The sequence below is a fragment of the Clostridium sp. AN503 genome (assembly GCF_040719375.1).
Lineage (GTDB): Bacteria > Bacillota > Clostridia > Lachnospirales > Lachnospiraceae > Brotaphodocola.
The window spans coordinates 759,304-772,743 of record NZ_JBFDTP010000001.1; the positions used below are offsets into that span (position 1 = coordinate 759,304).

At 51.6% G+C, this 13,440-nt stretch carries 11 protein-coding genes; 5 read left to right on the plus strand and 6 right to left on the minus strand.

Annotation, left to right across the window (positions count from 1 at the left end; genetic code table 11):
- The 4 genes from glgB to AB1I67_RS03430 all read left to right on the plus strand — a co-directional run bounded on the left by glgB (window position 1) and on the right by AB1I67_RS03430 (window position 5,926).
- Window positions 1–1,911: a 1,4-alpha-glucan branching protein GlgB gene (gene glgB / locus AB1I67_RS03415; RefSeq protein ID WP_367028416.1), complete on the plus strand. Its 1,911-nt coding sequence runs from the start codon at window positions 1–3 to the stop codon at window positions 1,909–1,911.
- A gap of 142 nt (window positions 1,912–2,053) precedes the next feature.
- A complete protein-coding gene (locus tag AB1I67_RS03420; protein ID WP_367028417.1) occupies window positions 2,054–2,806 on the plus strand; it encodes an aminoglycoside phosphotransferase family protein in 753 nt (250 codons plus the stop codon).
- Between the two features lie 117 nt (window positions 2,807–2,923).
- Complete coding sequence (locus AB1I67_RS03425) at window positions 2,924–3,619, plus strand: response regulator transcription factor (protein WP_367028418.1); 696 nt, start codon at window positions 2,924–2,926, stop codon at window positions 3,617–3,619.
- A 9-nt stretch (window positions 3,620–3,628) separates the two neighbouring features.
- A complete protein-coding gene (locus AB1I67_RS03430) occupies window positions 3,629–5,926 on the plus strand; it encodes a HAMP domain-containing sensor histidine kinase (protein WP_367028419.1) in 2,298 nt (765 codons plus the stop codon).
- Between the two features lie 60 nt (window positions 5,927–5,986).
- Here the strand turns inward: AB1I67_RS03430 and AB1I67_RS03435 are convergent, their stop codons facing one another.
- From AB1I67_RS03435 to ilvD, 3 genes are all read right to left on the minus strand, one after another.
- Window positions 5,987–6,865, minus strand: coding sequence for an AraC family transcriptional regulator (locus tag AB1I67_RS03435; protein ID WP_367028420.1), 879 nt, complete (start codon window positions 6,863–6,865; stop codon window positions 5,987–5,989).
- Between the two features lie 79 nt (window positions 6,866–6,944).
- Window positions 6,945–8,303 carry a gluconate:H+ symporter gene (locus tag AB1I67_RS03440; protein ID WP_367028421.1) on the minus strand — a complete coding sequence of 453 codons (1,359 nt, stop codon included), beginning with the start codon at window positions 8,301–8,303 and terminating at the stop codon, window positions 6,945–6,947.
- 57 nt (window positions 8,304–8,360) lie between these two features.
- Complete coding sequence (gene ilvD, locus AB1I67_RS03445) at window positions 8,361–10,076, minus strand: dihydroxy-acid dehydratase (RefSeq protein WP_367029140.1); 1,716 nt, start codon at window positions 10,074–10,076, stop codon at window positions 8,361–8,363.
- Window positions 10,077–10,763: 687 nt separating this feature from the next.
- On the opposite strand from ilvD, the gene AB1I67_RS03450 reads away from it, so the two are divergent.
- Window positions 10,764–10,949, plus strand: coding sequence for a helix-turn-helix transcriptional regulator (locus AB1I67_RS03450; RefSeq protein ID WP_367029141.1), 186 nt, complete (start codon window positions 10,764–10,766; stop codon window positions 10,947–10,949).
- Between the two features lie 63 nt (window positions 10,950–11,012).
- On the opposite strand, the gene AB1I67_RS03455 is transcribed toward AB1I67_RS03450, so the two are convergent.
- From AB1I67_RS03455 to AB1I67_RS03465, 3 genes are read right to left on the minus strand one after another with little or no spacing between them, the layout of a single operon-like run.
- Entirely contained in the window at window positions 11,013–11,717 is a 705-nt protein-coding gene (locus AB1I67_RS03455; protein WP_367028422.1) for a FadR/GntR family transcriptional regulator, read from the minus strand.
- A 31-nt stretch (window positions 11,718–11,748) separates the two neighbouring features.
- Window positions 11,749–12,087 carry an NlpC/P60 family protein gene (locus AB1I67_RS03460; RefSeq protein ID WP_367028423.1) on the minus strand — a complete coding sequence of 113 codons (339 nt, stop codon included), beginning with the start codon at window positions 12,085–12,087 and terminating at the stop codon, window positions 11,749–11,751.
- Window positions 11,997–13,361: a peptidoglycan-binding protein gene (locus AB1I67_RS03465; protein ID WP_367028424.1), complete on the minus strand. Its 1,365-nt coding sequence runs from the start codon at window positions 13,359–13,361 to the stop codon at window positions 11,997–11,999. The genes AB1I67_RS03460 and AB1I67_RS03465 overlap by 91 nt, the downstream gene beginning before the upstream one ends.
- Between the last annotated feature and the right edge of the window lie 79 nt (window positions 13,362–13,440).

Consider the following 13,440-nt stretch of genomic DNA (forward strand, 5'->3'; position numbering starts at 1 on the left):
ATGGCTGTCAAAGAGAAGAAAAAACCAGCAGGTACAGGCGTGATCACTGAAGTGGACCGCTATCTGTTCGGGGAAGGGACCCACTATGAGATCTATGATAAGCTGGGCGCCCATCCCATGTCTTTAAAAGGGAAACAGGGCTTCTATTTCGCAGTCTGGGCGCCCCACGCGGCCGCAGTCAGCGTGGTGGGCGATTTCAACGGCTGGAACCCCGATGCCAACCCTATGATACCGCTAGAAACATCCGGCATCTATGAAACCTTCGTCCCAGGGCTGGGAAGCGGCGAGCTTTACAAATTCGTCATCACCACCCAGACCGGCAAACTGCTGTTTAAGGCAGATCCCTATGCCCGGTATGCGGAATACCGGCCGGGTACCGCCTCCATCACCGCCGACTTGAGCGGCTTTAAATGGAGCGATGATACCTGGATGAAAAAGAGGCTGGAAAGCAATCCGCGGGAAGCTGCCATGAGCATCTACGAGGTACATATCGGTTCCTGGCGCAGGAAAAACCGCGAGGAAAAGGACGGTTACTATACGTATAAAGAAGCAGCCGAGGAGCTGGCTGCCTACGTCAAGGAGATGGGTTACACCCACGTGGAGCTGATGGGCATTGCAGAGCACCCGTTCGACGGTTCCTGGGGATACCAGGTCACCGGCTACTACGCTCCCACCTCCCGGTACGGAACCCCTGATGAGTTTATGTATTTTGTCAACTATCTGCATAAAAAAGGCATCGGCGTTATCCTGGACTGGGTCCCTGCTCATTTCCCAAGGGATTCCCATGGATTGGCTGATTTCGACGGACAGGCGCTGTATGAATATGCAGACCCCCGCAAAGGTGAACATCCGGACTGGGGGACCAAGGTATTTGATTATGAGAAGAACGAGGTTTCCAACTTCCTGATCGCCAACGCCCTCTACTGGGTGGACAAATTCCACGTGGACGGGCTGAGGGTGGATGCGGTCGCTTCCATGCTCTATCTGGATTACGGGCGCAAGGACGGACAGTGGATCCCCAACAAACACGGCGGGAACCAGAACCTGGAAGCCATCGAGTTCTTCCGCCACTTAAACAGCGTCGTATCTGGACGGGGGAAGGGCGCCATGGTCATTGCAGAGGAATCCACCGCATGGCCGCTTGTCACCCATGACCCGGAAAAGGGCGGACTGGGCTTTACCTTCAAATGGAACATGGGCTGGATGCACGACTTTTTGGAATACATGAAGCTGGACCCGTATTTCCGCAAGTTCAACCACAACAAGATGACCTTCGGGCTGACCTATTTTAACAGCGAGAACTTCATCCTGGTGCTGTCCCATGACGAGGTTGTCCACTTGAAATGCTCCATGATCAACAAGATGCCCGGCACCTTTGAGGAAAAATTCGCCAACCTAAAGGCCGGCTACACGTTTATGATCGGACATCCCGGCAAGAAGCTCCTGTTTATGGGACAGGATTTCGGCCAGCTCCATGAATGGGATGAGAAGGTTGGCCTGGACTGGTATCTGGCCCAGGAAGACCTGCATGGTGATCTTCAGCGCTACGTGAAAGATTTGTTACATATTTATCAAAAATACCCGGCTCTCTATGAGTCTGATGACGATTGGGACGGTTTCCAGTGGGTAAATGCCAACGACGGCGACCGGAGTATCTTCAGCTTTATCCGCTATGCGAAGGACCGGAAAAAGAGCCTGCTCTTTGTATGTAACTTCACTCCGGTCGAACGTCCGGACTACCGGGTCGGCGTGCCGAAGCGCGGCAGCTATTCGCTTCTTTTAGACAGCGTCCACGGCGCATATGAAAAACCGGAAGCCATCAGAGCTGTCAAAAAAGAATGCGACGGACAGACCTATTCCATCGGGCTTCCGCTCCCTGCATACGGGACTGCAATCCTCCGATTTTCCTGATTAAAACAGGGAAAAAAGATGGGGAGAAAAAATTGTTAAAAAATTATCAAAAAAATGGGTGACATTCCCAAACTTTTGTAGTAGAATAGGTATCGACCTATTGGGTAACCGATTTAAACACAAAAAGGAAGGAGAGTTTCGTATGGCAAGAGAATTAATATCCAAGAACGCGACCAAGAGTGTCTATCGTGATGGCGATAAGGCAATTAAAGTATTCTGCAAGGGCTTCCCCAAGGCAGAGGTACTCAACGAAGCAGTGATCAGTGCCAGGATCGAAGAGATCGGCGGTATCAACATTCCCGCAACCCTTGCGGTAGAAGTTGATGAAGATGGCTGCTGGGCTATCACCAAGGAATTCATTTCCGGCAAGACACTCAAACAGCTCATGGATGAAAATCCTGACAAGCTGGATGAATATCTGAATCAAATGGTTGATTTACAGTTAACGATTCATTCCAAGACCTGTCCATTACTGAACAAGTTAAAAGACAAAATGGCGCGGCAGATCTCCGAGATTGAGGAATTAAATCCTGTCAACCGTTACGATCTTCTCACCAGACTGGACAGCACACCGAAGCACACCAAGCTGTGCCACGGAGATTTCCAGCCGAGCAACATCATTGTAAAGGAAGACGGCACCATGTTCGTGCTTGACTGGGTTCATGCGACCCAGGGCAACGCAAGTGCAGATGTGGCCCGCACCTATCTGTTGTTCTGCCTGGAAGACCAGGCCACAGCCGACAAATACATGGATCTGTTCTGTAAAAAGACAGGCACCGACAAGCGGTATGTGCAGCAGTGGCTGCCTTTGGTAGCTGCCGCCCAGTTAACAAAAAAACGCCCTGAAGAGGCAGATTTGCTTCAGAGATGGCTGAATGTCTGCGATTATCAATAGGTTCCAAAAAGTTGAGGTCTTGCCGATTGCGGCAAGGCCTCTTTTGATGTATACTAGAAGCGATGAACACGAGACCACAAAACAAAGCCCAAAAAAATAAGGAGGATTTTACATTTTATGCAGACAATTCTGGTATGCGACGATGATAAAGAGATTGTAGACGCCATAGATATTTACCTGACAGGAGAAGGCTTCCGGATCATTAAGGCCTACGATGGGCTGGAAGCCCTGGCTATCCTTGAGAAACAGGAGGTGGATCTGATGATCATCGATGTGATGATGCCCGGCTTAGACGGCATCCACACTACCTTGAAGGTCCGCGAGACCAGCAGCATCCCGATCATCATCCTTTCAGCCAAGTCCGAGGATACGGACAAGATCCTGGGGCTGAACATCGGAGCGGACGACTATCTGTCCAAACCATTCAACCCGCTTGAGCTGGTGGCCCGCGTCAAATCACAGCTCCGGCGCTATACCCAGCTGGGCAACCTAAGCCAGCAGGCCAGCGACCAGGTATACAAATGCGGCGGCCTGCTGATCAATGACGACACCAAAGAGGTCTGGGTGGACGAGGAGCCGATCAAGCTGACGCCGATCGAGTACAACATTCTGCTCCTGCTGGTAAAAAATGCAGGCAAGGTATTCTCCATTGACGAGATCTATGAACAGATCTGGAACGAGGAGGCTATCGGCGCAGATAACACGGTTGCTGTCCATATCCGCCATATCCGGGAGAAGATCGAGATCAATCCCAGGGAACCGCGGTACTTAAAGGTCGTCTGGGGCGTGGGCTACAAGATCGAAAAACAATAGGAGATATTCATGAAGCTAAAAGATTATTCCATGCGGATCAAGAAAAATATCGCGGTACTGCTGCACATTATTTTTCTTACGCTGGCACTTGGCGGAATCAGCGTCATGTACTTAAATACCCAGATCGGCTCCGGGATCTCCTGGCTCCGGGACCGGAAGTATGAGGACTCGCCCCAGTTCCAGGCACAGTTCCAGGCGGACTTAGACCTGATATTTGACTATGTGGCATACCGGGATGTGTTTGAAACCGACGGAGGTCTCGACTTGTCCCAACAGATGTTCTCTGTCAGCCGCGGGGAGGGACCTGAGATCATCTATACCCTGGAGGAGGTCCTGCGCTACGCCAAAAGCCAGGGATTTTACTTAAACGACCAGTTTGAAGTTGTAAATGACATGTTCATATACGACAACGCTTCCACCACCAGGGACCAGAAGGTCAACTGGCGCGCCTACGACCCCAACGCAACCTTAAGCGAGCCTGGCGACGCATATACTTCCCTGCTGGATCTGTCCAAAGAGGTGCTGGACTGTTTAAGCCAGTATTACAAGGTCTATTACCGGATGCTGGCCAATCCGTCAAACCTGTACTTTAATATTGTATATGAAAACGAAGACCATAAGGACGTGCAGTATACCAATGCAGAGGGCATGTCCCTGGATCAGTTAAGGAACCTGGGACGTTACTGTTATCTGACCAGCGACTCTATTTTCATTGAAACGAATCTGGAGGAGATCCCCAGGAACATGACCGTGGCAATGGAACAGAACAACCTGTACAGCGCTGATAACTACTATATCATGGTTGCTGTGGACACAGCTTATCCTGCGGACGATATTTATGCGGGCCAGTCAGCTGACTACCAGCGTCTCCGGGGACGTTTCCTGGAGGGACTTTTGGGATTAGCTCTGGGGATCATTGGCTGCCTTGTAACGCTCTATTACCTGATCCTGGTGTCCGGGTACCGGACTGAAGAGCGGACCAATCCCTATCTGCACGGTTTTGATATGATCACTACCGAAAGCTGTCTGGTATTGACCGGCGTATCCATCCTGTTTTCCCTGTTCCTCGGGGAGAAGATCGGTTATAAGCTGATCCATCTCCTGATCGCGGAACGTTCCTGGGAATACGCAGAGCGGCTGCTCCGGGCTGTCATTATCTATACCTGCTGCATGGTTGGCGCATTCAGCCTTCTGCGCCGCTACAAGAGCCGCCAGCTGTGGGCAAACAGCATGACCCGCCATATGATGGAAAATATCAGCCTTTACTTTGCCAACAGGACCTTCTCACGCCGCCTGCTCTGTGTGTACTCGGCATTTGTAGGCATGCAGGTCCTTGGGATCGGTATGATCGGTATCATGTTCCATTTCCGGGCTTATCCCGCCGCAAAGGTTATGATGGCGCTGTTGGTGATCGGTCTGATCGCAGTGGATTATCTGGCCTTCCACCGGCTTTATCTTATATCCGTCCAGGAAGACCAGATTGCTGACGCAATCTCCAAGATAGCCGGCGGCGATACCAGCTATCAGATGGATCTGAAGGGGCTGACCGGCAAAGAACTGCGTCTGGGCCATATGATCAACAGCATCGGAACCGGTCTGGAGCAGGCGCTGCAGGAACGCGTCAAGAGCGAACGGCTGAAAGCCGACTTGATCACCAACGTGTCCCACGACATCAAAACGCCTTTAACCTCCATTATCAACTATGTGGATCTGCTGAAACGGGAAAAGCTCCCCGGAGAAAAGGTACAGGAGTATTTAAATGTTTTAGACCAGAAATCCCAGCGTCTTAAAAACCTGACTGAAGACCTGGTGGAAGCCTCCAAGGCAAGCTCCGGGACCATCAAGCTGGAACTCTCCACACTGGATCTGGTGGAGATGATCTGGCAGACCAACGGAGAGTTTGAGGAGAAATTCGCCCAGAGGCATTTAGAGCTGATCTCCAGCCTGCCGGATGAAAGCATTTTGATCGAGGCCGACGGGCGGCGGCTGTGGCGTATCCTTGAGAATGTTTACAACAATGCATTTAAATATGCCATGGAACACAGCCGGGTGTACACCGATCTGGCACAGGAAGGCGATACCGTATATTTTACCATCAAAAACGTGTCGGAGAATCCCCTCAACGTACAGGGGGACGAGCTGACCGAGCGGTTTGTGCGCGGCGACGTGTCCAGGACCACCGAAGGCAGTGGACTGGGGCTTTCTATCGCACAGAGCCTGACAAAGCTTCAGGGCGGAACCTTTGAGATCCTGATCGACGGGGATTTATTCAAGGTCCGGGTTGGATTTCCGGTAAAACAGCAATAAAGACAACCCCGTGGATATGGCATTTGTTCACCATATCCACGGGGTTTGTTATTGTCATCTTTATTTCTTTTCAACCGCCACCCAGATCTCACAGCGGTAATCCGGCGCAGTCACATCCGACGACGGATATGCCTCAAAATCAGTACCTCCGCAGGGCTGGTATTCACTTGCCGGGAAGAACTCACTGTAGATCTGCTGGTACAGCTTCTGAAATGATTCCGGCATCTTTCCCACGCATGGAAACACTACATAGGTGTGTGCGGGGATCTCTTCGATGATCAGGTCCTTTTCCTCAACCGGCGCTCCATTGTACATCGCTCCGATCGCATAAGGAAATTCTTCATCGGTGGCATCCTTGCCAAAACTGGCTCCCACAATGCAGTTTTTAAAGATATTGTCCTCCGGGATGTACCTGCAAAGCGCAGAGATCGTACCATCCGTCCCGCACTGCTGCCAGAACTCCCCGATCTCCACCGCTGTCAGCTCCCGGTTCCTGGAGACCCTCTTCTTTTTCATGATCAGTTTAAAAGCGTCCTTCGTCTCGATCCTGTAATCCATCGTATTCCCTCCGTTTAAAATAAGTTTTACGGTAAGGCGGGAAAAGGATTTTAAAACGGCATGACCGGTTTTGGCCTGGGAGGGCGTGATCCCGTGAAACCGGGTGAACGCCCTGCTGAAGCTCTCCGGGGTATCGTAGCCGTAGCGCAGCGCGATGTCGATGATCTTTTCATCGGAGCTGAGCAGCTCGCTTCCGGCAAGCGACAACCGGCGGCAGCGGATGTATTCCCCCAGCGTGAAACCGCACAGGATGCTGAATATGCGCTGAAAATGAAAGCTTGAGGAATATGCGCACTTTGCCACTTCTTCAAAATCAACTGGTTCTGTGATATGATCCTCCACATAATCGATCGCCCTCTGTATACCTGTTATCCAATCCATGTTTTATTCCCCCTTCCGTATGATCTTATCTTAACGGATCCTGGTCGAAGTATCTTGACTTTTTGTGCGGCGGTATGACTTATGCAAACATGGAGATGATAAGCGCTACGATAAACCCGGTGCCGCCTACCAGCGTCTCCATGATCGTCCAGGTTTTCAATGTCGTCTTCTCATCCATTCCCACCAGCGATTTCACCAGCCAGAAACCAGAATCGTTGAAATGGGAACACACAGTTGCGCCGCCTGCAATGGCTGCGGTCGTGCAGGCCAGGTACAGGGGCGACAGGCTGGCGATCTCCGGCATTGCCGCAATGATTCCTGCTGCCATAGTCATGGCAACGGTCGCGGAACCCACAGAGATACGTACCAGGGCTGCCACTACGAACGCTACCACTACGATGGGCAGGGATGCTGAGGATACGGCATTGCCGATCACATCACCCAGGCCGGAGTTCTGGAGCATGAAGCGAAGCACGCCGCCGCAGGCGGTAACTAAAAGGATCATACCGGTCGGCTCCAGGGATTTGGTCATGATCTTCTCCAGATCTGTATTGCTGTATCCATGCTTATACCCCAGCAGCACCATAGCCACGATCGTTGCAATGGTCAGAGCTACAAACGGCTCGCCCAAAAATCCCAGGATTGGCTGGATGCCGCTCATGGAGGGGACTACCTTTGCAATAGAATTCAGGATGATCAGTACCAGCGGGATCAGGATGATACCCACGATGGTGCCAAACCCCGGCAGCTTGGACTCGTCAAAATCCTCCTGGTTTGCAATATGCTCCGGAACCTGTACGTTATATTTATTGCCGCAGATAGAGCCCCATACCGGGCCTGCTACGATCATTGCAAAAATACCACAGAAGATACCAACCATGATCACCCAGCCCAAGTCTACATTCAGCATGGTAGCCACCAGTACCGGTCCCGGTGTGGGCGGAATGAACGCATGGCCTACTGCCAGGCCCGCCAGCAGCGGAATTGCATAAAACAGGGAAGAACGTTTGGTCCTTTTGGCAAGGGAAAATGCCAGCGGGATCAGGATGATCAGGCCCGCGTCAAAGAATACCGGCATGGCGATGACCAGTCCCGTGATCCCCAGCGCCCAGGCAGCTTTCTTATCGCCAAACCGTTTTACCATGGTAACAGCCAACGTCTGCGCGCCGCCCGATATCTCCAGGATCGCGCCGAACATGGAACCGAGGCCCACCAACAGCGCAATCCCTTTTAACGTGCTCCCAATACCTTCATTTACAGAACCGATAATATCTGAAAACGGCATTCCCGCGATCAGACCAATGGCAATAGCGCCTACTAAAATGGCGATCATCGCCTGGATCTTAAATTTGATGATCAAAACCAACAGCAATACAAGGCCAACCAGCGCTGCGATGATCAGCCTGGTGGAATCCAGCGAAGCAACTTCTGTCGTCATAACATACCCTCCTAAAATTATAAATCATTTTCTTTTGTTCTGATACCAAATCCTCTTTTACACCATGTATCCGCCCTTCATCGGAGATACCGCATGTTCTGAATAAATCTTTAAAATACCTTTTGTGTATTTGGGGGCCTTCGGCTTCCAGGCTTTCTTTCTCTCCGCCAAAATCCGCTCCACTTCTTCCTTCGGCAGCTCCTTCCCTTTCACGCCGATGATCTCCAGCACCCGGCCCGGAATATCGATCTTGATCAGATCGTCTTCTTCCACCAGGGCGATCGGGCCTCCGTCCGCCGCCTCCGGCGATACATGTCCGATAGCCGGTCCCTTGGACGCTCCGGAAAATCTGCCGTCTGTGATCAGCGCAATGGTTTTGCCCAGCTCCGGGTCTGAGGAAATCGCCTCGGTGGTATAGAACATCTCCGGCATCCCGGAACCCTTCGGTCCCTCATAACGGATGAACACCGCATCCCCCGGCTGGATCTTGTGGGAGATCACCGCCTCGATCGCGTCTTCTTCACAGTCAAAGGGCTTCGCCTTTAAGACCGCCTGGAACATTTCCTTCGGCACTGCGGAATGCTTCACCACGGAACCCTCCGGCGCCAGATTGCCGCGCAGGATCGCCACAGTCCCGTCTGTTCCGATCGGCTCTTCGAACGTGCGGATGACGTCTGTGCGTTTGATGCCCCATTTTTTTAAGTAACCTTCACACTTATCATAAAATCCGTTTTGCTTCAACTCTTCCAGATTCTCGCCAAGAGTCTTTCCGGTCACGGTCATCACATCCAGATGGAGCATGGACTTGATCTCTTCCATAACAGCCGGAACACCTCCCGCATAATAGAAGAACTGTGCCGGCCATTTGCCTGCCGGGCGGATATCCAGAAGATAGTGAGCGCCGCGGTGCATCCGGTCAAAGGTGTCCGCATCGATCTCAAATCCCATCTCATGGGCGATCGCCGGTATATGAAGCAGGGAATTGGTGGAACCGGAGATAGCAGCATGGACCATGATCGCATTCTCAAAAGACTTCATGGTCACAATATCGCTCACCTTCAATCCCTTTTTCACCAGCTCCAAGACCTGTCTTCCCGCTTTGTAAGCCATCTCTTTTAAATCCTCGCAGGTAGCCGGCATCAGTGCGGAGCCGGGAAGCATCAGCCCCAAAGACTCGGCCATGACCTGCATGGTGGATGCGGTTCCCATAAAGGAACAGGCTCCGCAGGACGGACAGGCGTTATGCTTATAGTAGGTCAGCTTCTCTTCCGTGATCTCTCCCCTCTGGCACATGGCAGAGTAAGCTCCGATCTGCTCTAAGGTCAGCAGGTCAGGCCCCGCATCCATCACGCCTCCGGTGATCACGATCGACGGCATATCCAGCCTGCAAAGCCCCATCAGGCAGGCCGGAACGGATTTGTCACAGCTTGCGATGAAAACGCCTCCGTCAAATCCGGTAGAATTGCCGTGGATCTCGATCATGTTGGCGATCATGTCCCGGTGTGCCAGGGAATAGTTGATCCCGTCGTGTCCCTGGGCGATCCCGTCGCAGATATCGGTCGTGTAGTATCTCGCCCCTTTTCCGCCTGCCTCGGTGATCCCCCGCATTGCTTCCGCTACAAACTGATCCAGGTGTGCGCTTCCCGGGTGGCTGTCTCCAAATGTGCTCTCCACCATGATCTGTGGTTTGTCCAGATCATCCACGGTCCACCCCATGCCGATCTTCAGCGGATCATTCTCCGGCGCAAGGCCTCTTATCCTCTGGCTGTTCAGTTCCATAACAATACCTCCTCTTTCATTTGGTTGTTTTGTCTGCCTTATATTCATGCTGTCGTCTTATGCTTTAAACATCTGATGTCTTATGGGTTTATATTATCATTTTTACGTTTTTTCTTCAAGTCATCCGATTACTTTTCTACTTTGTGATGAAAAGATTTGATTTGAGTTGTGTAGTTTGCACAAAAAATGGCGGGTATCTTATTTCCCCACCACTTTTTTAGAGTTCTATTTGCTGTTTTCTCGCAAAGTCATCTGACGTATTGACCTGTTTTTATAATTACGTCTTGTTATCCATTCCTTCAAACGCGCACAGACAAAAATTTTAGGCAAAAAATAAGAATCAAAATAAACACTGACTTTATCTTGATTCTTATTATAACTACGAAAACAGCTTACGCCGCTGTGTTTCATTACTAATTATTCTTTGTGTAATACACCACCGTCATTAACGTTGAATTCACAGGCCAGCCATAATACTCGTTCTCATAATTGATTGACATAACTGTATGTGCACAAATTCTGCCATCCTCCAGAAGAGTCATATAGTTACCGTTATTTATTTCCGACTCCTGCAATGTGCCGTCGTTGTTTGCATCACAGATCCATTTCTCTCCCTGCTGCAAAAAAGTGTACGCAGTTCCCCATGACTCCATCACAAATGACTGTGATGCCGCATCCAATATGGTTACCGCCAGTCTTGCAAATACCTGTGGCATCACACCGTCAACGATTTACAGTATCTTTGATCCCAAGCGAAGAGATATCTCTCTTACAACAGTAAAAAAGATATGTGATGGCCTCGAAATCACTTTAGGGGAATTTTTCAGCCACCCCCTTTTTGATACACTGGAACAGGAAATTTTTTAGTTGGACCATATGACAACAGCGAAAAAAGCACCCCCCCTTTGAGACTGCTTTTCTCGCTATTCTTTAATCCTGTTTTTCTCTCATCAATTCTTTTATCATGTTCCGGTTAAATGTCATATGCATCATCATGGCAGACTTGGCGCCGATAGAATCATGCTCTGCGATCGCGTCCACCACAGCGCGGTGTGTCATAATAGTCTCCTCGGTCAGCTTCTTGTGTGTTACATTCACAAACATAAGGACCGCCGTATCAATGACCGGGATCAACTGCTCTACCACCTTATTCTTGGCGCATTCCGCCACACAGGTATGGAACGCTATATCCTCCTGAATGTAATTGTCGCCGGATCTGATCTTTTCTTCCACCAGGTCGCAGATCCCCCGCAGCTTTTCAATATCCGCGTCCGTCGCGTTGAGGGCTGCCATCTCCGCGATCCCCGGCTCCAGGATGATCCGCACATTCACCAGATCCATAGCCAGAGCCATCTTATCTTCCACCGCCCGCAGCCCCAGCGGGTCCATATCCAGCGGAGTCGTGCTGACCACATAGGTGCCGGACCCTCTGCGCACCTCCAGGATCCCCCGGGAGATCAAAAGCTTCACCGCCTCCCGTACCGTGCTCCGCCCGACGCCAAACTTCTCACCCAGCTCGAATTCATTGGGCAGCTTGGCCCCGATCTCGAATGGGGCCTCCAAGATATACTGATATATCTGCTCCTGCACCTGCTCTGCCAGCAGCTTGCTCTTTAAATTGGAGAATCCACTCATCGTTCCTGCGTCTCCTCTCCCGCTTTCCATCTTAGCCGAATATCCGCCATCCGCAGATAAAGTTGTTGGCCCACCAGGAACTCAGCGATCTGTGAACGACCTTTCCATTACCCGACGAAGCGTCGATGACCGTACCGCCGCCTGCTACAATACCTACATGGCCGCTTACAACAATGATATCGCCGGCCCGCAGGTTGGAAAAGCTTGTGATCTTTGTATATTTGCCCACATTACGCCAGCCGGAAGAAGTGATATAGCTCTGGCGGACGCCGACCTGGTTTAAGCACCAGTAAACGAAACCGGAACAGTCAAAGGAGTTCGGTCCTTTTGCTCCCCAGACGTACGGTGCGCCCAGCTTGGAGCTTGCCACGGAGATGAGCGCGCTTGCGCCTCCGCTGGCATTGCCGGTATTGGGAACGCTGGTGCTTCCTCCGGATTTGTTTCCGCCGGAGCTGCCCCTGAAGAGCTTCCGCCGGACTGGGTCCTGCCGCTGCTGGAATTATTCCGCGGGGCATTGGCCGGCGCTTTCTTTGCATCGTTGCTGGTCAGCTTCGCCATAGTCATAGCGCCAACGGTTCCGTCTGCGCTTAGGTTATTGGTCCTCTGGAACAGCTTGACTGCATTCTCCGTCACCTCACCGTAATATCCGGTAACATTGGCGGAAGCCAGATACCCAAGCTTGCTGAGCAGATTCTGCACCCGCTGGATATTCTCACCGCTGTCTCCCAGGCTCAAGCCATTGGGGATAGCCGTATCACTGTTTAATGCAATCCGGGTCGAAGGCCCAAGATAACCGTCCACGACCTGGTCATTTTTAGACTGGAACTGTTTTACTGCAATGATCGTATCATTTCCATAAGAGCCATCCGGTTCGGTGGTCATATAGCCCAACAGCTTTAAGCGCTTCTGCGCCGCCAGGACCACGTCGCTCTTCTCGCCGTAGGAAAGCATGTTGGCCTTCACCTCGTCGCTGTAGAGCAGGTTCATGGTCTTTCTGCCGACCTTGCCGTCCTCCTCCAGGCCGTTGACACTCTGCATCTTCTTGACGGCCTCCTCGGTGGTATCGCCAAAATTCCCTGTGACCAGGTTCTCGGTGGCAATATAGCCCAGCTCATAAAGACGCGACTGGATACGCTGGATGTCGTCGCCCTGGTCTCCGTTCTGCGCCGCATAATACTTGGCGTCCGGGGACAGGATCGCATCCAGGGTCTCCGGGCCGATGACGCCGTCCTGAGCCAGCTTGTTCTGTCTCTGATAGATCTTGACCGCATTCTGGGTCACTTCCCCGTAATAGTCGGTCGGTTCATCATTGTCCATAAAGCCCAGATCCATCAGGCGCTGCTGGAGCTTCGCCACGATGGGATGCTTCTCGCCGACCCGCAGGTAATCCGGGATCGGGTCTGTATACTCTGCATCCACACCTGCGACCGACGGAAGCAGCGGCCCGTCGGGAGACAGGGGCATCACGGTCTCGTCAGCCGCAGTCTGGGGCAGCGTCTCCTTCACAAGCACAATCTCTTCCACGCTCTCCGTAGTGGTCTCCTCCGGCTTCGCACCGTTGCATCCGGCCAGAACGCCTGCCGCAAGCAGGACAATACCAAGCGCCCGCATCTTTCTTTTTAATCCTGTATATTTTCCAGTCATATAATAGGTTGACCTCGCTTCCTTTGTCGAATAAAGTCTATTCTAGCATATTTTATGGCAGCTTTCAATCAGCGCGGGC